Source organism: Gallaecimonas pentaromativorans, assembly GCF_003751625.1.
Taxonomy (GTDB): domain Bacteria; phylum Pseudomonadota; class Gammaproteobacteria; order Enterobacterales; family Gallaecimonadaceae; genus Gallaecimonas; species Gallaecimonas pentaromativorans.
On record NZ_RJUL01000011.1, the window covers coordinates 14822 to 34103 of the forward strand.

At 61.9% G+C, this 19282-nt stretch carries 19 protein-coding genes; 9 read left to right on the forward strand and 10 right to left on the reverse strand.

Annotated features, from left to right (window positions below):
• The first annotated feature begins 54 nt into the window (after nt 1-54).
• From EDC28_RS17305 to EDC28_RS17325, 5 genes are all read left to right on the forward strand, one after another.
• Entirely contained in the window at nt 55-528 is a 474-nt protein-coding gene (locus tag EDC28_RS17305) for a peroxiredoxin (RefSeq protein ID WP_123422434.1), read from the forward strand.
• On the forward strand, nt 528-1643 hold the full coding sequence (locus EDC28_RS17310; protein WP_123422435.1) for a mechanosensitive ion channel family protein: 1116 nt from the start codon (nt 528-530) through the stop codon (nt 1641-1643). The genes EDC28_RS17305 and EDC28_RS17310 overlap by 1 nt, the downstream gene beginning before the upstream one ends.
• 137 nt (nt 1644-1780) lie before the next feature.
• Nucleotides 1781-2308, forward strand: coding sequence for an NADPH-dependent FMN reductase (locus tag EDC28_RS17315; RefSeq protein ID WP_123422436.1), 528 nt, complete (start codon nt 1781-1783; stop codon nt 2306-2308).
• A 100-nt stretch (nt 2309-2408) separates the two neighbouring features.
• Complete coding sequence (locus tag EDC28_RS17320) at nt 2409-3596, forward strand: BaiN/RdsA family NAD(P)/FAD-dependent oxidoreductase (protein ID WP_123422437.1); 1188 nt, start codon at nt 2409-2411, stop codon at nt 3594-3596.
• 54 nt (nt 3597-3650) lie between these two features.
• Nucleotides 3651-3983, forward strand: a complete 333-nt coding sequence (locus tag EDC28_RS17325) for a hypothetical protein (RefSeq protein WP_123422529.1) — start codon at nt 3651-3653, stop codon at nt 3981-3983.
• A gap of 10 nt (nt 3984-3993) precedes the next feature.
• On the opposite strand, the gene EDC28_RS17330 is transcribed toward EDC28_RS17325, so the two are convergent.
• The gene (locus EDC28_RS17330; protein WP_083445856.1) at nt 3994-4161 is read right to left on the reverse strand and encodes a XapX domain-containing protein; all 168 of its coding nucleotides are present in this window, start codon (nt 4159-4161) and stop codon (nt 3994-3996) included.
• 9 nt (nt 4162-4170) lie between these two features.
• Nucleotides 4171-4710, reverse strand: a complete 540-nt coding sequence (locus EDC28_RS17335) for an NADPH-dependent FMN reductase (RefSeq protein WP_123422438.1) — start codon at nt 4708-4710, stop codon at nt 4171-4173.
• A gap of 95 nt (nt 4711-4805) precedes the next feature.
• On the opposite strand from EDC28_RS17335, the gene EDC28_RS17340 reads away from it, so the two are divergent.
• On the forward strand, nt 4806-5549 hold the full coding sequence (locus EDC28_RS17340; RefSeq protein ID WP_123422439.1) for an AraC family transcriptional regulator: 744 nt from the start codon (nt 4806-4808) through the stop codon (nt 5547-5549).
• Between the two features lie 3 nt (nt 5550-5552).
• On the opposite strand, the gene leuD is transcribed toward EDC28_RS17340, so the two are convergent.
• The 3 genes from leuD to EDC28_RS17355 form a co-directional block, all read right to left on the reverse strand.
• Nucleotides 5553-6155: a 3-isopropylmalate dehydratase small subunit gene (gene leuD, locus EDC28_RS17345; RefSeq protein WP_123422440.1), complete on the reverse strand. Its 603-nt coding sequence runs from the start codon at nt 6153-6155 to the stop codon at nt 5553-5555.
• Nucleotides 6155-7552 (reverse strand): 3-isopropylmalate dehydratase large subunit, encoded by a 1398-nt coding sequence (leuC, locus tag EDC28_RS17350; protein WP_123422441.1) that lies wholly within the window; start codon nt 7550-7552, stop codon nt 6155-6157. Before leuC ends, leuD begins: the two co-directional genes overlap by 1 nt.
• 99 nt (nt 7553-7651) lie before the next feature.
• Nucleotides 7652-8557: a LysR substrate-binding domain-containing protein gene (locus EDC28_RS17355; RefSeq protein WP_050658968.1), complete on the reverse strand. Its 906-nt coding sequence runs from the start codon at nt 8555-8557 to the stop codon at nt 7652-7654.
• A 79-nt stretch (nt 8558-8636) separates the two neighbouring features.
• On the opposite strand from EDC28_RS17355, the gene EDC28_RS17360 reads away from it, so the two are divergent.
• Entirely contained in the window at nt 8637-9512 is an 876-nt protein-coding gene (locus EDC28_RS17360; RefSeq protein ID WP_123422442.1) for an alpha/beta fold hydrolase, read from the forward strand.
• Here the strand turns inward: EDC28_RS17360 and EDC28_RS17365 are convergent.
• Nucleotides 9509-12169: a hypothetical protein gene (locus EDC28_RS17365; RefSeq protein ID WP_123422443.1), complete on the reverse strand. Its 2661-nt coding sequence runs from the start codon at nt 12167-12169 to the stop codon at nt 9509-9511. The two genes, EDC28_RS17360 and EDC28_RS17365, sit on opposite strands and share 4 nt — an antisense overlap.
• A 65-nt stretch (nt 12170-12234) precedes the next feature.
• Nucleotides 12235-13251 (reverse strand): zinc-binding alcohol dehydrogenase family protein, encoded by a 1017-nt coding sequence (locus EDC28_RS17370; protein ID WP_123422444.1) that lies wholly within the window; start codon nt 13249-13251, stop codon nt 12235-12237.
• A 103-nt stretch (nt 13252-13354) separates the two neighbouring features.
• Between EDC28_RS17370 and EDC28_RS17375 the strand changes: the two genes are divergently transcribed.
• Entirely contained in the window at nt 13355-14242 is an 888-nt protein-coding gene (locus EDC28_RS17375) for a LysR family transcriptional regulator (RefSeq protein WP_123422530.1), read from the forward strand.
• A gap of 28 nt (nt 14243-14270) precedes the next feature.
• Here the strand turns inward: EDC28_RS17375 and EDC28_RS17380 are convergent, their stop codons facing one another.
• The gene (locus tag EDC28_RS17380) at nt 14271-14801 is read right to left on the reverse strand and encodes an ester cyclase (RefSeq protein ID WP_123422445.1); all 531 of its coding nucleotides are present in this window, start codon (nt 14799-14801) and stop codon (nt 14271-14273) included.
• A complete protein-coding gene (locus EDC28_RS17385) occupies nt 14791-15921 on the reverse strand; it encodes an alkene reductase (protein ID WP_123422446.1) in 1131 nt (376 codons plus the stop codon). The genes EDC28_RS17380 and EDC28_RS17385 overlap by 11 nt, the downstream gene beginning before the upstream one ends.
• A 117-nt stretch (nt 15922-16038) precedes the next feature.
• Here EDC28_RS17385 and EDC28_RS17390 point away from each other — a divergent pair, with 117 nt between their 5' ends.
• Nucleotides 16039-16947, forward strand: coding sequence for a LysR family transcriptional regulator (locus EDC28_RS17390; RefSeq protein WP_336391558.1), 909 nt, complete (start codon nt 16039-16041; stop codon nt 16945-16947).
• 39 nt (nt 16948-16986) lie between these two features.
• On the opposite strand, the gene EDC28_RS17395 is transcribed toward EDC28_RS17390, so the two are convergent.
• Complete coding sequence (locus EDC28_RS17395; protein ID WP_123422448.1) at nt 16987-19242, reverse strand: TonB-dependent receptor; 2256 nt, start codon at nt 19240-19242, stop codon at nt 16987-16989.
• Nucleotides 19243-19282: the final 40 nt, after the last annotated feature.

Consider the following 19282-nt stretch of genomic DNA (forward strand, 5'->3'; position numbering starts at 1 on the left):
GCTATCAGTGGCCTGGGGTAGGCTCTTTGCAGATTTTTCCTCAAGGAGCGCAACATGATCCAGGTTGGTGACAATATCCCCGCTGCCAGTGTGCAGCAGATGATCGACGGCAAGCCTGCCGAGGTGCATACCCAGGACTTTTTCAAAGGCAAAAAGGTAGTGCTGTTTGCGGTGCCCGGCGCCTTTACCCCAACCTGCAGCGCCGCGCACCTGCCCGGTTATGTGGTGCTGGCTGATGAGATTAAAGCCAAGGGAATAGACGCCATCGTCTGTCTGGCGGTGAACGATGCCTTTGTCATGGATGCCTGGGGCAAGGCTCAAAATGCCAGTGAACTGCTGATGTGGGGCGACGGCGATGGCAGCTTTACCAAAGCTCTTGGCCTGGATGTGGACACCGGCGCCTTTGGCGGCCTGCGCTCGCGCCGCTACGCCATGGTGGTAGAGGACGGCGTGGTAACGCTGCTTAACGTCGAGCCCCCCAAGACCTTTGAGAACTCCAAGGCGGAAGTGGTGCTGGCGGTACTCTGATGGCTCAACTGAAATCCCTTTGGCAAAGCCTGTACCGCGCCATGACCGACTGGCTGGGCGAAGGTTGGCTGGTAGATGTGCTGGTGATTATCGCCGTCACCCTGCTGGTGACGGTGCTGTGGCGGGTGGTAGCCAAGCGGTTGGTGAACCTGGTGGGCCGGTCTTCTTCCACCTGGGACGACATGCTCTGGGACAGCCTCAACGGCCCGGTTAACTGGCTGATTTTGCTGGTGGGCGTGTCCATGGTGGCGCAAACGGTGGCGGGCCGCATCGACTCGGAGCTGGCCAATTACCTGCCGGTGCTGCGCAAGGTGCTGTTCGAGTGCCTGATCGCCTGGAGCCTGTGGCGCCTCACCAACGGCGGCGAGCATGAGTTTATCCGCCGTGGCCGGGACATCACCACGGTGCAGGCGGTTGGCAAGCTGCTTAAAGCTTCCATCATCGTGGTGTTCCTGCTGACCCTGTTCCAGACCCTGGGAGTGAATATCTCCGGCATCCTGGCCCTGGGTGGGGTTGGTGGCCTGGTGATCGGTATGGCCGCCAAGGATTTGCTGGCCAACTTCTTTGGCTCGTTGGTGGTGTATTTTGACAAACCGTTCAAGGTAGGGGATTGGATCCGCAGCCCTGACCGGCCAATCGAGGGTACGGTGGAGCGTATCGGCTTTCGGGTCACCCAAATCCGCACCTTCGACCAGCGACCGCTCTATGTGCCCAACTCGGTGTTCACCCAAATTTCGGTGGAAAACCCGTCAAGGATGCTCAACCGCCGCATCAACGAAACCATCGGTATCCGCTACGAAGATGCCGACAAAATGGGCGATGTGGTAGCCAAAGTGAAGGAAATGCTGGAAAACCACCCGGATATCGACCAGCACAAGACGCTGATGGTGAACTTCAACGCCTTCGGCCCCTCCAGCCTCGATTTCTTTATCTACACCTTCACCAAAACCACGGTGTGGGCCGAGTACCACCAGGTGAAGCAGGATGTGATGTTGAAGATCATCCACATCATCCACGAACTGGGGGCAGATTGCGCCTTCCCCACTCAGACCCTGCATATCGAGTCCCTGCCCGAGGGCTTTGGGCGGCCGGCCGGCGAACCCGGCGCTGCCTAACCTTGTACGTTGCAGCCGGCCTCAGGGCCGGCTTTTTGTTTCACAAAATCGAATGTACAGGGGTATTTTTTGTCATTGTGGAGATGGCTTTAGAACGATAACGTTAAGGCATCAGCGTAACGACAGAGACATTTGCCATGAAAATCATTGCCTTCGGTGCCAGCAACAGCTCAACCTCCATCAATAAAGCCCTGGCCACGTACACCGCCGGCCTGGTGCCCGGCGCCGAGGTCAAGGTCTTGGACATTCGCGACTACGACGTGCCCATGTTCAGCCAGGATCTGGAAAAGGAAATCGGCCAGGCCGACGGCGCCAAGCGCTTCTTGGCAGACCTTGCAGAGGCGGATGCCTTTGTTATCTCTTACGCCGAGCACAACGGCCATTATCCGGCGGCCTACAAGAACCTCTTTGACTGGGCCACCCGCATCGACCGTAACCTGTTCAATGAAAAGCCCGCCCTTTACTTGGCCACCTCCCCTGGCCCCGGTGGCGCCAAATCGGTGCTGGCGGCGGCCCAAGCCTCGGCCCCTTTCTTTGGCGGTAACGTCAAAGCGGCGGTGTCGGTAGCGAGCTTCTTCGACAACTTCGATATGGCCAGCGGCCAGGTAACCAACGCCGCGATTGATGCCGAGCTGCAAGCCGCGGTGGCCAAACTCAGCGCCTGAGTCGCATTGCCGCTTGGTGATGAAAAAACCACCTCCCAGAGGTGGTTTTTTCTTGCCCGGCCTTGTGTAGACTAGCGGCCCTGATTGAGAGGGGAGCCCCATGGCCCAGTTTGACGTTGTGATCATTGGCGCCGGCGCCGCCGGTTTGATGTGCGCCGCCCAGGCCGGTTACCGAGGCCGCAAGGTGTTGGTGGTGGATCACGCCAAACAGGCCGGCAAGAAAATCCTCATCAGTGGCGGCGGGCGCTGCAATTTCACCAACCTATTTGCCAGCCCGGCCAACTACCTGTGCCGCAACCCCCACTTCGTGAAATCAGCCCTGGCCCGCTTTACCCAGCACGATTTTATCGAGCTGGTGGACCGCCACGGCATCGCCTATCACGAAAAGACCTTGGGCCAGCTGTTTTGCGACGACTCGGCCAAAGACATAGTGCAGCTGCTGCTCACCGAGTGTGACTGGGCCGGCGCCAAGGTGCAGCTCAAAAGCCAGGTTAGCCAGATTGAAAAGACCGCCGCTGGCTTTAGCCTCAAGGTCAATGGCGAGGCGGTGACCTGCCAGAGTCTGGTGGTGGCCTGCGGGGGGTTGTCCATGCCCAAGCTCTGCGCCACCCCTTTGGGCTACCAGATAGCCGAGCAGTTTGGCCTGGCCATACTGCCCACCCGCGCCGGGTTGGTGCCCTTTACCCTCGACAAACCTGATTTGGATAAATTTGCCGAGCTGGCCGGGGTGTCTTTGCCGGTCAGCGCCCACAGCGAAGACGGCACTGTCTTTAAAGAAGCGCTGCTCTTTACCCACCGCGGTTTGTCGGGCCCGGCCATTTTGCAGATCTCCAGCTTCTGGCAGCCAGGGCAGGATGTGACCCTCAACCTGTTGCCGGGGCTGGATATCAGTGACGCCCTTGGCAAGATGGCGGCCAAGCACCCCAACCAGGCGTTAAAAACCGCCCTGGCGCGGTTGCTGCCCAAACGTCTTGTGGAAATATTGGGCGAACATGGCGCCATCGACGGCGAAATGCCGCTAAAAGCCCTGGATGCCGGGCGCATGAAAAAGCTGGCCACAGCGCTTGGCGAGTTTCGGGTTCACCCCAACGGCACCGAGGGTTATCGCACCGCCGAAGTGACTCTTGGGGGCCTGGATACCGATGAGTTGTCCTCCAAAACCATGGAGAGCAAGCAGGTGCCGGGGCTCTATTTTATCGGTGAAGTGATGGACGTTACCGGCTGGCTGGGGGGCTACAACTTCCAGTGGGCCTGGAGCTCCGGCTGGGCCGCCGGCCAGGCGGTGTGAGGGTCAGTCAAGGTTTGGGCAAGGCGGCTTAGCATGGCGCCATTGGAGGTAACCATGACCCGGCGACTACTCCCCCTGGTGGCCTTATTGGCCCTGGCCGGTTGTTCGGCCAATAAACCCTGGATAGTGGATCTGGGCGGCACCTGCGATGTGGGGGCCAAGTACGATATCAAGGCGCCGCGCTTTGATGAATTGGCCCAGCAACTGGCCCACGCCACCGGTTGTTTTATCGAGACCGATTTGGCGCAAACCGGCGCCGTTAAGCCCAACCCCGTCAAGGGTTACATGACCATCCGCCAAGCAGTAAAGGTGGCCATCAAAGGCACCGGCCTGAAGGTGGTGCGGGAAGACAAAGACTTTATCCAAGTTGCCAAAAAGCCCGCCTGAGCGGGCTTTTTTAATGGCCGAAGTGGCGCCTGGCGAGATTGACCAACACCGCCCCCAGAAAGACCCCAAAGGCACCGATGATCCCACTGAGCGTCGGCGGCGCCGGCAGTGGCAATTTCAGCCAGGTGAAAAAGGCCCCGGCAGAGAGCCCGGCGCACAGTGCCAACAGATATTGCATCACGCCTCCTTAGAGCCCGGCCAAAAAGCCGTTCAGCTGGGCGCCGATAAAGCTCAGGGTAGCGTCGTCGCTGAGCTTGCCGTCTTTGACCTTCTGGTGGACAAAGGTGATGGCCATTTCCGGCATGGGCGGCAGCACGCAGAGCATGGAGGAGAGCGTCTCGCGCAGCTGGTACTGGGCACGTACTCCGCCAAGGCCACCTTCGGACTGGGTGACAAAAAATACCGGCTTGCCGGCCATGGGGCTGGCTTTAAAGGGGCGGGACAACCAGTCCAGGCTGTTTTTCAATACGCCGGGGACGCCGTGGTTGTATTCGGGCACCGCCAACAACACCGCGTCGGCATTGGCTGCCAAGGCTCTGGCTTGCTTGACGCTGTCTGGTAGCTGGCCGGCTTCCAGGTCCTGGTTGTAATAGGGCAGGGCGCCGATATCGAGCAGCTTGAAGGTGCTGCCGGCTGGCAGCATGTCCGCAAGACTGGCCAGTACGGCGTGGGAATAGGATTGGCTGCGCAGGCTGCCGGCAATACCAAGGATATTCAGGGGTTTCATAAGGGCCTCGACATTATCGTGTTGATGCCTTGTATTTTCGCTATATAAAGAACTTAATCTGTCGCGTAACGGCCAACTGCCATTGAGCTCCTGCCATGTCGCTTTTTAGCGCCCAGACCCTGTCTCATCAAAAAGGCCATGAGATCAGCCTGCACAGCCACCTCCAAGGGCAGCTGACCCTGGTGCTGGGCGGCACGGCCAATATCCATAACGACCAAGGCTGGTGGCTGGCTACCGCTGGCAGCGCGGTGTGGGTGCCGCCCGGTGTGCGCCATTGCGCCAGTTACCAGGAGCAGGCCGAGATCATCAACCTGCTGCTGGACGTCGAAGCGGGTGATAAAGCCCCCGGTGATTGTTGCCTGGTGATGGTATCGGCGCTGCTGCGGGAGCTGGCCAGAGAAGCCAGCCGCCTGGAGAAAAATGACGATGCCCAGAAACCCATTCGGGCGCTGGTGCTTCGCCAGTTGCAGGGGCATGCCGTACAAACCGAGCTTTATGTGCCACAAGGGGAAGATAAAAGATTGCGGGCGGTTACCGGCTGGCTGCGCAGCCACCCCGGCAGCACCGACGAGCTGGCGGCCCTTGCCGAGCGCGCCTTTACCAGCCCGCGCACCCTGGCACGGCTCTTTGAAAAGGAAACCGGCATGAGCTTTAGCCGCTGGCGCGAGCGGCTGCGCATCGTGGTGGCCATAGACCGGCTGGTGTCGGGCCAAAGCATCATCACCATCGCCCTAGATCTGGGCTACCAAAGTGCCAGCGCCTTTACCGCCGTCTTTACCCGGGTGATGGGCATGCCGCCCCGCAAATACCTGGCCCGGCTGCAACAGCCGGACCTTTAGCCGCTAAAGCCAGGGGCGCTCGCCTAGGTAGCGCTGCTCAAAGGCGGCGATATCGGCGGCCCGCTGCAAGGTAACGCCGATGGCGTCCTGGCCGGCCAGGATGGCGGCTTTACGAAGGCCGTCGATCTCAAAGGCGATGTCGGCCATGCCGTCGGCACTGATGCGCTGGGCGCCCAGGTTGATGGTCAGGCGGTTATGCTGGGGGTGGCTAACCCGCGCCAGCAGCGCCGCTGTCTCTGGCTCAGGCAACTCGATAAGCAGCAAGCCGTTACGCTGGCAGTTATCGAAGAAGATACCGGCAAAACTGCTGCCGATAATGGCGCGGATCCCCAGTTGCATCAGCCCCCACACCGCATGTTCGCGGCTCGAACCACAGCCGAAGTTGGGCCCCACCACTAAAAACGCGGCCTGCTGCCAGGCCGCTTGGTTGAGGATAAAGCCCGGATTGGGCTGGTCATGCAAAAAGCGCTGGTCGAAGAACACCCCTTTATCCAGGCCGCTGCGGTCTATGCCTTTTAAAAACTGCTTGGGCATGATCACGTCGGTGTCGACATTGGCGGCGCCATAGGGGGCGGCGATACCGGTTTCAACGTCAAAAGGGCGCATCAGACTGACTCCTCCATCAGGGTACGAACATCCACCAGGGCGCCGGTAATAGCGGCGGCGGCCACCATGGCCGGGCTCATCAGGTGGGTGCGGGCACCCGCTCCCTGGCGGCCTTCAAAGTTGCGGTTGGTGCTGGAGGCGCAGCGGTCCCCCGGGCCCAGCACGTCGTCGTTCATGGCCAGGCACATGGAGCAGCCCGACTGGCGCCACTCAAAACCGGCTTCCATCAGGGTCTGGGCCAACCCTTCGGCTTCGGCCTGGCGGCGCACTGCACTGGAGCCCGGTACCACCAGCGCCCGTACTCCTTTGGCTACTTTACGGCCCTTGGCGACTTGGGCCGCCAGGCGTAAGTCTTCAATGCGGGCATTGGTACAGGAGCCGATAAAAGCGTGGCTGATGGCAAGGCCGCTCAAGGCCTGGGCCGGGCTTAGCGCCATGTAGTCCAAGGCGCGGCGATGTTGCGCGTCGGCGTCATTGGGCACGGCGCCGCCAATGGTGGTGGCCTGGTCGGGGCTGGTTCCCCAGCTCACCATGGGCGCCAGGGCGCCTACGTCCAGCGCTACTTCTTGGTCAAAGTGGGCGCCAGGGTCCGAGTAAAGCTGCTGCCATTGGGCCAGGGCTTGGTCCCACAGCTCGCCTTTGGGGGCGCGGGGTTTGTCTTTGAGGTAGGCAAAGACCTTGTCGTCAGGGGCCATAAAAGCGCCCCTGGCGCCGGCTTCCACCGCCATATTGCAGATGGTCATCCGCCCTTCGACACTGATGTCCTTAACAGTGGAGCCTGCAAATTCAATGGCATAGCCGGTAGCGCCGTCGGCCCCGATTTTGGCAACCAGGGCCATGATGATGTCTTTGGCGCTGACCCAGGGGCCAAGGGCGCCGCTCAGCGTCACCCTCATGGTTTTCAGCTGTTTGTAAACCAGGGTCTGGGTGGCCAGCAGGTGCTCAATCTGGGAGGTGCCGATACCGAAACCAAAGGCGCCCAGAGCGCCATAGGTGGTGGTGTGGCTGTCGCCGGCGGCCACCACCATGCCGGGCAGAATAAAGCCCAGCTCTGGCGCCACCACGTGCTCGATGCCTTGGTGCACATCGAGGATATCCAGGTGTTCGAGCCCGAAATCGCGGCAGTTTTCGGCAAGATAGCTGATTTGCCGCGCCGCCTGGCTGTCGGTGACCAGGGCGATGCGGTTAGGGGTGGTGGGGTTGACGTGGTCTACCACCGTCAGCTGTGCCTGGGGCCTTGCCACCTTGCGCCCGGCTTGGCGCAGGCCGCTGAAGGCCTGGGGGCTGGTGTATTCGTTCAGCACCTGGCGGTCGATGTAGAGCAGCACATGGCCGTCGTCGTCCAGGCGAGCAATGGTGTGGCTGTCGATATGCTTGTGATAAAGGGTCTTGGCCATGGCGCGGGCTCCGGTTGGCAGTGTCCCTTCAGGCTATTGCATACGCTGGAGCCTAAAAATGCGCCTTATGTGACAGTGAAAAACACGATTCGTGAATGATCAGCCGGCAAAATACTGCTGCAAGAACTCCACGGCGCAGCGCAGCTTGGCGGAATGGCTGAGCCGGGTGGGGTAAACGGCCCAGACATTGGCGCTTTGGCTGTAGCCGGGCAGCAGCTGCACCAGTTCGCCACTGGCCAGATAGGGCGCTAAATCCCAACTGGAGCGCAGCGCTACGCCTTTGCCGGCCAGGGCCCATTGCAGGATGATCTCGCCGTTGTTGGAAGACAGGGCGCCGCTGATTTTCACATCCTTGCGGCCGCTGCTGCTGTCGAGCTGCCAGTGGCCAAAGGAGACGTTGCGCTCCTTGAGTACCAGGCACTGGTGGTTGGCGAGGTCGGCCAGCTTTTGCGGGGTGCCGTAGCGGGCGAGGTAAGCGGGGGCAGCCACCAGCAGCCGCTGGTTGGCCAGCAATTGCTTGCTGATGTAGCGCTCCGGCAGGTCGTCGCCGACCCGGATCTCCAAGTCAAAGCCTTCGCTGACCAGATCCACATGGCGGTCAAACACGTCGAGGCGCACTTCCAGCTCCGGGTATTGGCTTTGCAAGGCCGCCAGGGCTGGCGCCAGGTGCTGGCGGCCAAAGCCGAAACTGGCGCAGATATGCAGGCTGCCCCGGGGGGAAAGCCGATTCTGGTTGAGTTGGTCCAGGAGGCTGTCCATGTCGTCCAGCACTTGCAGCGCCGAGCGTTGCAGCCGCTCGCCGTCTTCGGTCAGCGCCACCACCCGGGTGGTGCGGTGCAGCAAGCGGCAGCCCAGGGTCTTTTCCAGCAAGCTGATGCGCTTGCTGACATAGGCCGGAGATTGGCCCAGCTCGTCGGCCGCGGCCACAAAACTGCCCTTGCGTACCACCACCAGGAACACCCGCAGATCGTCCGGTAGCGGGTATTGTTGACGAACCGTGTTCATTGCCGTTCCTTTAGTGCGCTTTATGGCCAAAGTGTCTGTATATAGGATGACGGATATCAGAGGCAAGCGAGTAGCCCCCATGTTTGCAGGATTTGAAAAGAAACGGCTGGCAGTCAACGGCGTTGAAATTGCCTTTCGCATCGGCGGCAGCGGCCCGGCGCTGCTGCTGCTCCACGGCCACCCCCAGACTTCCGCCATCTGGCACAAGGTCGCGCCCACCCTGGCCCGGCATTTCACGGTGGTGGCGGCCGACCTTCGCGGCTACGGCGACAGCGCCAAGCCCGAGGACGACCCACTGCACCTTAACTATTCCAAGCGGGAAATGGCCAACGACATGGCCGAGCTGATGGCCGCCCTTGGCTTTGCCCACTTTAAGGTGCTGGCCCACGACCGCGGCGCGCGGGTGGCGCACCGGCTGGCGGTAGACCACGCCGCGCGGGTCGAGAAAATGGTGCTGCTGGATATCGCCCCAACCCTCGCCATGTACCGGGGCACCAGCGAAGCCTTTGCCCGGGCCTACTGGCACTGGTTCTTTTTGATTCGCCCCCAACCGCTGCCGGAGATGCTGATTGAGGCCAAACCGGCCCAGTATCTGCAGTCGGTGATGGGTGCCCGCAGCGCCGGCATGGCGCCGTTTAGCCCCGAGGCCCTGGCCGAATACGAGCGCTGCCTGGCGCTGCCCGGCACAGCCAGAGGCATTTGTGGCGACTATCGCGCCAGCGCCGGCATTGATTTAGTGCACGACCAGGCCGACATTGACGCCGGGGTGAAACTGGCTTGCCCCACTTTGGTGTTGTGGGGCGCAGAGGGCGCCATAGAGCAATGCTTTGACGCCCTTGGCGAGTGGCAGAAGGTGGCGCTGGATGTAGACGGCAAGGCGCTTGCCTGCGGCCACTACATCGCCGAGGAAGCGCCCGAGTTGTTGCTGGCCGAAGCCTTGGGCTTTTTGCGCTAGGCCAGTACCCGCACTTCGGCATCAACGCCGCTGCCCAGGGTAATGACGGGCACCAACAGCGGCTGCTCGCTGCCGATAAGCCGGGCCAGAATAAGTTGCAGGTCCAGCATCGAGTTGGTCAGGGACTCGGTGGCCAGCAGGCCCATCAGCACGTTTTGGCACTCAAGCCAGCCCTTGACGGCTTGCTGGATATCCCGGTTCAGGGCGTCCAGGGCCGCCAGCAGCTCCTCGGGCTGGCCTTTGAGGGTCGCCACCGCCGTTTTTAACTGGGCCAGGTAGCCCGGCAGGGCTGCCAACTGGTCAAGGTGCTTGATGGCGCCGCGAATGCGCCTGGCCTTGTTGGCCTCCCACCGGTATTTATCAGATGTGAACTGGTTCAAGACTCCATCCACCTGGGCGTCAAAGGTGCGCAGCACGGTCAGGGCGTCGCTCTGGCTGTTGCCCACCGTCATCTTCATCAGCTTGGCTAAATCCGGCTTTTGGGTGACTCGCTCCAGCACCACCTTGGCGCCGGTTGCCAACCATTGCTGGGCGCTGGCGTTTAGTAGGGTGTGCAGCTGCTGGGGGCTGAGCTGGGTGGTGCATTGTACCGCCGAGCGCTTGCTGCCGGTGGGCAGCACCACCTGGCTGTACCACTGGTAGGCACTTTGGTAGGCGCTGGCTGCCAGCAGCGGCGGTTGGGTGGTGGTCAGCGGCGCCAGCAGTTGTTTGAATTCCTTCTGGCTCATGCCCTTGTCGTCCACAAAGCTAAAACTCAGCCCCAGTTGCGGCAAGGTGCCGTCACTCAAGGCGCGGGCCAGATCGTAGCTGCACAGGAAGCCGGCGCTGCGCGACTCGCCCCAGAAGCTGGAGCTGTCGGTTTGGGCGACCTCGCTGGTGGCCAGTAGCAAATCGCCATTGGCCGCCACCTTGACGGTGCTGATGTCGTTAAAGGCGCGCTGTTGACTGAGTTCAAAGCCAAACAGCTGGCAGGTTACCCCCAGTTTGCGGCTGTGCTGGTGGCGGGCAATCAGCCAGCCTTGTGGGGTGCTGATAAGCCCCTGCTGGTTGGCGGCGGCAAGCTCGTCAAGGTCCAGCCCCTGGCCGGCCAGCAGCTTGCGATAAAGGGCGCTGCCCGCCGGCGAGCCGGCATCGAGCAGGGTAAAGGCCAGCATCGCTTCTTGCTCTTGGTCCTCGCCGGCTTCGGCCAAAAAGGCGATACCCACCTTCATGCGGGCGCTTTGGCCCAGGGCGTCGCTCACCTTCTTGCGAAGGGCTTGGTAATCGTTAAGCCAGTGATACACCCCCTGCACCAGTGGCGTCGTGGCGTTATTGACGCCGCCGGCCAGGGCCGCCAGCGCGTCTTTGGAGCGGGCTAGCTGCTGCTGGGCTTCGTCGATGGCAGCGCCGCCCTTGCTGCTGGCCCATTGGTTGATGGCCTCGGTCAGTTTGCCGTAGAGCTGGTCGATACCGCCGCTGAGGCTGTCTTGCAGCTGGGTGGTGAGGTTTGCCGGCAGCTTCAAACTGGCGCCGAGCTTGGCGGCCAGGCTCTGGGCCAGGGTGTTGGCGTCTTGTTGGTAGGGGGCCAGTTGCGCATCCATCAGGGCGCTGACCTTATCGTTCAACAGGGTTTTCACCGGGCCCAGGTTCTCGCTCTGGCCGGTCAGGTACTGGCTGATGGCGCTGACGGTGGCCTGAAGGTTGTCACCGGCGGCCGAAGTGAGCTCATCCCCCAGCCATTGGCGCAGCTTGTCGCCGGGCTTTTTCCATTCCTCCAGCACGGCGCCAAGGCTGGTGGCCTGGCTGTCCAGTGGCGCCAGCAGTTGGTCTGTCCACTTTGCCAAACCGTCGATGGCGATGTCGGCCCCCAAGGAGAGGCTGTGTTGCTGGCTGTTCTTGTGCTGGCGATAAAGGCTTAAGGCCAGCTGCGCCGGTTGCCCCTTGACCCCTTTTATAACCAGCCGGAACTGGCCGTCAAACTGGCCGGTAAAGCCGATGGCGCCGCTCAGGCTCACCCCGGCCGACACCGTGCTGCCCAGCTGATAACTCTTGCCGGCCTGCACCTTAAAATGCACCCCAAGGCGGTGGCTGCGCAGCAGGCTAAGCCCCTCAAGGCGTGGGCCGGCGCCGGGCAGCGCCAGGGCGGCGGCCAGGGCCTTGGCATCCAACAGCTTAAAGGGCTGGGCGCCCTGGCTGCTCACCAACGCCCACAAATCGCTTTGCTCAGGCGCCGAGCAGGCCACCTGATAATCCACCTTGAGGCTGCCGTCGATGCCGCCACCGAGCGCCCCGGCGTTGCCCTCGGCGTTGACGGCGAGGCTCGCCTGGAGCTGGCTTATCACCAGGCGCCGGTCGGCACTGGTGGAAAAATGCGGGTAGTCGGCGGCTTCGTCTGCCTGCACCACATCCAGCAGGGCCTGGGCGCCGGCGTCAAAGCCAAGGGCGCTGCCGCCGGGGCTGGCCTTGGCCAACGGGTACCCAAAATCCTGGTTAACCTCCCCCAATGGCGAGCAAAGGGCCACCAAGAAATCGGTGTTGATGCCTTTGGCGGCCAGCTTGTCTTTAACGGAGGAGGGCAGGCCCTTGGCCAGCAGGGCGCGCAGGCTGTCGCTGTTAAGGTCGGGGCCCAGCTCGGCGAGTAGCTCATCGAGCTGGTTAAAGGCGGCAAAGATGGACATTCGAACTCCTTTTCCTGGTGAGGTTGGCCGCCTTATTGGTAGTTCACCTTTAGCGAATGTACAAGTCAGCCTGTAAAGCCGGCCAGGACCAGCTTGCCGATGGTGGCGTTGCTTTCGATAAGGGCGTGGGCCTTTTTAAGGTTTGCGGCACTGATGGTACCCAAAACCTCAGCCAGGGTGGTCTTCAACTGGTCTTTATCCACCATGGCGGCCACCTGGGTCAGTAGCTGGTGCTGCCGTTCTATGTCGTCGGTTACAAACATGGGGCGGGTAAACATCAGTTCCCAGTGCAGCGACAGGCTTTTGCGCTTGAGCTTGCGCACATCAATCAGCTCGGGGTCGTCAATGAGCGCCAGCTTACCCTGGGGTTTGAGGGCTTCGATGATGGCGTCGAAGTGATGGTCGGTCTGGTTAAGGCTCACCACAAAATCCACCTGCTCAAAACCGGCTGCTTGCAGGGCTTGGTCCAGGGGCTGGCGGTGGTCGATAACGGCGTCGGCCCCCAGCGACAACACCCACTCTTGGCTTTGCGGCCGCGAGGCGGTGCCAATCACGGTGAGCCCGGTAAGGGTCTTGGCCAGCTGCACCAAAATCGAGCCCACGCCGCCGGCAGCGCCTACCACCAGCAGGGTTTTACCTTGAGTGTCGCGCTTATCTAGCTCCAGGCGGTCAAACAGCAGCTCCCAGGCGGTAATGGCGGTCAGGGGCATGGCTGCCGCTTCGCCGTCGCTAAGGCGTTGGGGGGCGAGGGCGGCAATGCGCTCGTCCACCAGCTGAAACTCGGCATTGGAGCCGGGGCGGGTGATGTCGCCTGCGTACCAGACCCGGTCGCCGACTTTAAAGCGGGTGACCTGGCTTCCGATGGCATCGACCACGCCCACGGCGTCAAAACCGAGGATGCGCGGCTCGCCGGGCGCTGGCTGCGCGCCGGCGCGCACTTTTACGTCCACCGGGTTAACCGACACGGCGCTGACGGCCACCCGAATATCGTGGGGGCCGGGGGCGGGCATTGGCAGCTCCATCTCTTGCAGGGCGTTGGCATCGCTGATGGGCAGGCTTTGGGTAAAGGCAATGGCTTTCATGGGGCAGGTTTCCTGTGGCGGTAAGTGGCTCCAGCATGCCTAAGGGGGTTTTCTTAAAAAAGCGGGTAAACTCGGTAACAGTTTCGCCTGGAATTTGAAAATCATGGTGCGATTGGACGATTTGCAAGTGCTGGTACTGGCCGCCGAACAAGGCAGCTTGTCGGCGGCAGCCCGGGAGCTGGACATCACCCCGGCGGTGGCCAGCGCCGCCGTCAAACGGCTGGAAGATGCCCTTGGCCTGCGGCTGTTAGTGCGCTCCACCCGCAGCCTGCGGCCCACCCCGGAGGGCTCCCATTATCTGGTGCATGCCAAGGCGGCCCTGGCGGCCTTGCAGCAAGGCCAGCAAGAGCTGAGCCGCGGCCGCCAACAGGTAGCGGGAGAATTAACCCTGTCCATGCCCTCCGATCTGGGCCGCAACCTGCTGCTGGGCTGGCTCGATGCCTTTATGGCCCACCACCCGGCCCTTAAGCTGCGGCTCAGGGTCAGCGACCGCATCAGCGACTTGTTTCGCCAACCGGTGGACGTGGCGCTGCGTTACGGGGTGCCGGAAGACTCCAGCCTGGTGGCGCTGCCCTTGGATACCAGCAATAAGCGCCTGCTGGTGGCCTCGCCGGCCTACCTTGCCCGCCATGGCGCCCCCCAGAGCCCGGCCGAGCTCAAAGATCACAACTGCCTGCGCTTTGTGCTGGGAGACAGGGTGTACGAGCAATGGCTGTTTGGCAGCGACAAGGTCAAGGTCAGCGGCAACAGGGTCAGTGACGATGCCGATTGTGTGCGCCGCTGGGCCATCAGCGGCCAGGGCATCGCCTATAAATCGGCCCTGGATGTCAGCGCCGACATCGCCGCCGGCCGCCTCAAGCCTTTGCTGGAAGGCTGGCCCACCGAGCCTACCCCCCTTTACCTGGTATGCCCGCACCGGCTCTCCATCACCCCGGCGGTGGTGGCCCTGAAGGACTTTTTGAGCCAGCAGATCAAGCAGTACCGGCCCTAAAAAAGCCCCGCATCAGCGGGGTTTTGCACTACTTCACCACCCCCATCTGGGTCAGCAGGGTGAGGTTGTCCTCGATATGCCAGTTCTCTTTGATCACGCCATCCGCCACCCGGTAGATATCGGTAGCAATAAAATCAATGGCTTGGCCTTCACCCTGCACCCCGTTGAACTGGCCGGTGAAATGGCCGGTAAAGTGCAGGTGCGCCACCACCCGGTCTGCCACGACCAGCATCTGCTCGACGGTGCAGTCAAGGTCTGGCACTGCTTGGCGAAACCCTTGCGAGGCGGCCAGGGGCCCGGCTATGCCCTGCGGCCGGTGTGGGGGCAGGGTGCGGTCCATAAAATCAGGAGCCAGGGCTTTAAGGGCCAGGGTTTTGTCGCCGGTGGCCCAGAAGGTGTCGTAGCGGCGGGCCGCCAGCACTGCCGCGTCTGCCACCGCCTTGGGCAGGCTGCTGTCCACCATCAGCTGCTGTGGCTTGACCAGCTCCTCGGCAGCCAGGGCTGGAGTGGCCAGAGCCCAGGCGGCAAGCGATGCCAGCGCCAGGGCTTTACCGGCCATGATCGGCGCCCTCGGGGTTACCGCTAGCCAAGGCCGGGTAATCGGTGTAACCCCTGGCGTCGCCGCCAAACAGCGTGCTGGGGTCTGTTACCTCGGCCAGGGGCTGGCCTTGCTGGAGCCGGGCTGGCAAGTCGGGGTTAGCGATGAACTTGCGGCCAAAGGCCACCAGATCCACCAAGCCGCTTTCTATCAAGGCGGCGCCAGACTCGGCGCTGTAGTTACCGGCCACGATCACCGGGCCACTGAAGGCGGCGCGAAAGGCGTGGCGAAAATCGTCAGAGACGGTGGGAGCGTCGTCCCAGTCGGCTTCTGCCAGGTGCAGGTAGGCGATGCCCAGCTTATCGCAGGCGTGGCCCAGGGCCAGGATGGCGTCGATAGCCTCTGGGTCGTCCATGCCCCTTTGGGTGATAAAGGGCGCCAGGCGGATGGCGGTGCGCTCCGGGCCTATGGCATCGCTGATGGCTTCAACTACCTCCCGGGCAAAGCGGATACGGTTTTCCAGGGGGCCGCCGTATTGGTCCTGGCGGTGGTTGGAGGTGCGCCGCAGGAACTGGTCCACCAGATAGCCGTTGCCGCCGTGTACCTCGACGCCGTCAAAGCCGGCCTCGATGGCATTCAAAGCGGCCTGGCGGTAATCGGCCACCACCTGCGCCACCTCATCGGTGCCAAGGGCCCGAGGCTCGGGACAGTCCAGCATCCGGCCTTCGCCATCTTTCCCCACTATCCACACCTGGGATTGTGGCGCGATAGCCGAGGGTGCCACCGGCTTGCCGTCCGGGTGCAGCGAGCCGTGGGACATCCGCCCCACATGCCACAGCTGCAAGAAGATGCGGCCACCGGCCTCATGCACGGCGCGGGTAACCAACTGCCAACCGGCAATTTGCGCCTGGCTGTAAATGCCGGGGGTAAAGGAATAGCCCTTACCCTGGGGCGAGATTTGCGAGGCTTCGGTCACTATCAGCCCGGCAGAAGCCCGCTGGGCATAGTATTGGGCCATCAGAGCGGTGGGAATGTCCCCTGGTTGGGCCGAGCGGGCACGGGTCATGGGGGCCATGACAATACGGCTGGGCAGGTGCAGCGCCCCTTTGTCGAGCGGTGTAAACAGCGTGGATAGGCTCATGATGGGCTCCAAAAATGTTGTTGCCCACAGGCTAAGTTCTGTTGCTGGCCTGAACAATTGGCGCCAATATGAAATCAATCTTCAGAAAAACTAAAGAATATGGACAAGCTTGGCGATATGGACCTCTTCGTGAGGGTGGTAAAAAACAAGGGCTTGGCCGCAGCAGGCCGGGAAGTGGGCTTGTCCCCTGCCAGCATGAGTGCCCGCATCAAAGGCCTGGAAGACCGCTACGGGGTGCGGCTGCTGATCCGCTCCACCCGCCGTATTACCCTCACCGACGAGGGGCGGCGCTTTTTTGAAGACTGTGTGCGGGTGCTAGACGCCATCGACGAAACCGAGTCGCGGCTGGTGAGCGCCAGTCAGGCCCTGAGCGGCCAGCTGCGGGTGACCACCACCGCCGACCTTGGCCAGCAGCATATTGCGCCGCTGCTGGACCGCTTTCAGCAGCGCCACCCTGGGGTCAGCGTTTATCTGCACCTGGGGGATGGCTTGGTCAACATCATCGAAGACGGCTTTGATCTCGGTGTCCGCTATGGCCTGCCGGGCGACAGCCGTCTTATCAGCCGCCGCCTGGCCCGCAGCCGCCGGGTGTTGTGCGCGGCCCCTACCTACCTGGCAACACAGGGCACTCCCCGCCATCCTGACGACCTTCGCCAGCATCGTTGCCTGGTGATGGTGCGTAGCGCCGAGCCCCTGGCCACCTGGCACTTCAACAGCCCTGGCGGCCCGGTGTCGGTGCCCATCACCCCGGCACGCCTGGCCAGCGACGGCGCCCTGGTGCGGCGCTGGGCCTTGGAAGGGGCCGGCATTGCCATGAAATCCTACTGGGACGTGGCCGCCGACCTCGCCGCCGGCCGCCTGGTAACGGTGCTGGACGACTGCGCCCTGGATTTTGAGAAAAAGGGCGTGGACGGCGGCGCCGATATCCAGTTGCTATACCCCAGCCGCGACTACCTGCCGCAGCGCAGCCGCCGCTTTATGGACGAGCTGGTGCACTATTTCGACGCCCTGCAAAAAGGCCAATAAAAAGCCCCGCATCAGCGGGGCTTTTTGAGGGCTGACTTCTTAATAGAAGTTGGCTTTGAATTCGACACCGACGATGCGCGGGTCGTTGACGAAGCCGGTCAGGTTGTTGAAGTCGATACCGCCGGTCATGCTCTGGTCGTTGTTGATGTTACGACCGTAAGCCGCGATCTCGTAATCGGTGCCGTCGGTGCTCCAGCGGTAACCGAGGCGCAGGCCGCCTTCAAGCATGGACGCATCCTGGTATTCCTTGGACTCGTACAGGAAGAAGTGGTCGCGTGAGCGCCAGGCCCAGTCGGTGAACACAAACAGCTCGCCGGTGGTGAGCGGGTAGGTGTAGGTGGCGGTGATGTTGGCTATCCACTTAGGCGCGTGGGGCAGGGAGTTGCCGTCGATGATGGCATTGCCGTTGGCATCCAGCGGGTCGGTGACGGTACAGCCGCTACCACAGATACCCACGGCCAGGCCCGGATCTTTGATCTCGGTTTTGTTGTAGCTCAAGCCGGCAGTGACCAGGAAGTCGCTGGTGACGGCGAACTGGCTGTCCAGCTCCACACCGTAACCGATGGTCTTGTCGGCGTTGATCAGGCGGTTGAAGTTGGCACCGCCACCGACGGCGGTCAGCTGCTGGTCGTTGAGCTGGTAGTAGTAGGTGTCGATGTTGACGCGGCCGCGGTTGTCGAGGATATCGGATTTGATACCCACTTCACCGCTGTACATGGTTTCAGACTTGGCCACGGTTACTTCGTCACCGAACAGCAGGCGGCCCTGGATGGACGGGGCGCGGAAGCCCTTGGCCAGGCGGCCATAGACGTTGACGTCGTTGTTGACGGTGTACACACCGCTCAGATCCCAGCTGACTTCACCGTCAGAAGGGTTGGCGTAGAGCTTGTCGGTCGGGCCGACACCCAGGAAGGACAAAGGCGATTGCAGGCGCTGGGCCTCATAATCTTTCTTGTCGTGGGAGTAACGCACACCGGCGGTAACTTTGAAGGCGTCGGTGAGGTCGTAGTCGGCAGAGCCGAAGACCGCCCAGGCCTTGGTGTCTTGTTTCTGATAGGCGTAGCCGTTCTGGATGCCGTTGTCATCGTAGTTGAAGCTATCGATGTTCAGGGACTCGTCGAAGTAGAACAGGCCTACTTGGTAGTCCAAACGGCCCAGTTCGTTGGTGGCCAGGCGCAGCTCCTGGGTCCACTGGTGGTGGCCAGGCAGGCCGTCACCGGACTCGGCAGAGGCGGCAACCACACCGGGATTGCCAGGGGTGCCCAGGTAACCGCCGTCAACGTCACCGCGGGAGAAGGCGCGGGCGCGCTCGTAACCGGTGATGGAGGTCAGGGTGTAGTCGCCGAAGTCGTAGTCGACCTTGACGCTGCCGCCACGGGTTTTCACGTCTTGGGTGGCGCGGGCGGCGGCATCTTGGTAAACGGTGTCGCGGTCAAAACCGGGCACGAAGTTGTGGGTGCCGCGCTCAATGATGTTGGCGCGGAACACGCGGGGGGTACCGTTCAGGTCACGAAAGTGGGCGTTGAACAGCACTTTGAGCTGGGCGCTTGGGTCCCACAGCAGTTGCAGGCGGCCGGCGCTGTCGCGGTAGCCTTCAAGCTGGTCGTTTTTCTCAAAGCCGGGGGCTTTGTTGTCGACCCAATCGTCGCGGTGTTGGTCCAGCAAGGAGAAGCGGCCAGACAGGGTATCGGTCAGGCCACCACCCACAGCACCCTCGAGGTTACGGGTGTTGTAGGTACCCAGGGAGCCTTTGAAGTAGGCGTCGAAATCCTGGGTGGGCTTTTTGGAGTCGAACTTGACGATACCGGCGGTGGTGTTACGGCCAAACAGCGAGCCTTGTGGGCCACGCAGCACTTCGACGCGGTCCACGTCAAAAATCGGGAAGCCCTTGAGGATGGCGTTTTCCTGGACCACATCGTCAAGGACAAGGGATACCGGCTGGGATGAGTTCAAATCGAAATCGGTGTTACCCAGGCCGCGGATATAAAAGCGCGGGAAGGTACGGCCAAAGGAAGACTCGATGGTCAGGCTGGGCACCCGGGCAGACAGGGCGCGTACGTCCTGGCCGGCAGCGCCGAAGGCGTTGAGGGTGTCACCCTTGAGGGAAGTAATGGAAACCGGTACTTCCTGGGCGTTTTGGACCCGCTTTTGGGCGGTAACCATGATCCGCTCCAGCTTACCGTCGTCGGTAGTGTCGCTTTTCTTGCCGCTGTCATCGGCCGCATAGGCCAGTGAACTGGAGGCAAGCAGCGCCGCCTGGATGCTCAAAAAGAGCGTCGATTTTTTGCTCATCATCTGCGATACCCGTGTTTTTTGTTGGGGGGGAATACGGCGT

Excerpts from the sequence above, each read along its gene's own strand:
- leuD (WP_123422440.1), bottom strand. The coding sequence starts at position 6,155 with ATGCGCCCTTTTGACGTTGAAACCGGTATCGCCGCCCCCTATGGCGCC.
- EDC28_RS17365 (WP_123422443.1), bottom strand. The coding sequence starts at position 12,169 with ATGTCCATCTTTGCCGCCTTTAACCAGCTCGATGAGCTACTCGCCGAG.
- EDC28_RS17380 (WP_123422445.1), bottom strand. The coding sequence starts at position 14,801 with ATGGCCGGTAAAGCCCTGGCGCTGGCATCGCTTGCCGCCTGGGCTCTG.
- EDC28_RS17375 (WP_123422530.1), top strand. The coding sequence starts at position 13,355 with ATGGTGCGATTGGACGATTTGCAAGTGCTGGTACTGGCCGCCGAACAA.
- EDC28_RS17310 (WP_123422435.1), top strand. The coding sequence starts at position 528 with ATGGCTCAACTGAAATCCCTTTGGCAAAGCCTGTACCGCGCCATGACC.
- EDC28_RS17370 (WP_123422444.1), bottom strand. The coding sequence starts at position 13,251 with ATGAAAGCCATTGCCTTTACCCAAAGCCTGCCCATCAGCGATGCCAAC.
- EDC28_RS17320 (WP_123422437.1), top strand. The coding sequence starts at position 2,409 with ATGGCCCAGTTTGACGTTGTGATCATTGGCGCCGGCGCCGCCGGTTTG.
- EDC28_RS17390 (WP_336391558.1), top strand. The coding sequence starts at position 16,039 with ATGGACCTCTTCGTGAGGGTGGTAAAAAACAAGGGCTTGGCCGCAGCA.
- EDC28_RS17395 (WP_123422448.1), bottom strand. The coding sequence starts at position 19,242 with ATGATGAGCAAAAAATCGACGCTCTTTTTGAGCATCCAGGCGGCGCTG.
- EDC28_RS17325 (WP_123422529.1), top strand. The coding sequence starts at position 3,651 with ATGACCCGGCGACTACTCCCCCTGGTGGCCTTATTGGCCCTGGCCGGT.
- EDC28_RS17305 (WP_123422434.1), top strand. The coding sequence starts at position 55 with ATGATCCAGGTTGGTGACAATATCCCCGCTGCCAGTGTGCAGCAGATG.
- EDC28_RS17355 (WP_050658968.1), bottom strand. The coding sequence starts at position 8,557 with ATGAACACGGTTCGTCAACAATACCCGCTACCGGACGATCTGCGGGTG.
- leuC (WP_123422441.1), bottom strand. The coding sequence starts at position 7,552 with ATGGCCAAGACCCTTTATCACAAGCATATCGACAGCCACACCATTGCT.
- EDC28_RS17360 (WP_123422442.1), top strand. The coding sequence starts at position 8,637 with ATGTTTGCAGGATTTGAAAAGAAACGGCTGGCAGTCAACGGCGTTGAA.
- EDC28_RS17330 (WP_083445856.1), bottom strand. The coding sequence starts at position 4,161 with ATGCAATATCTGTTGGCACTGTGCGCCGGGCTCTCTGCCGGGGCCTTT.
- EDC28_RS17335 (WP_123422438.1), bottom strand. The coding sequence starts at position 4,710 with ATGAAACCCCTGAATATCCTTGGTATTGCCGGCAGCCTGCGCAGCCAA.
- EDC28_RS17315 (WP_123422436.1), top strand. The coding sequence starts at position 1,781 with ATGAAAATCATTGCCTTCGGTGCCAGCAACAGCTCAACCTCCATCAAT.
- EDC28_RS17385 (WP_123422446.1), bottom strand. The coding sequence starts at position 15,921 with ATGAGCCTATCCACGCTGTTTACACCGCTCGACAAAGGGGCGCTGCAC.
- EDC28_RS17340 (WP_123422439.1), top strand. The coding sequence starts at position 4,806 with ATGTCGCTTTTTAGCGCCCAGACCCTGTCTCATCAAAAAGGCCATGAG.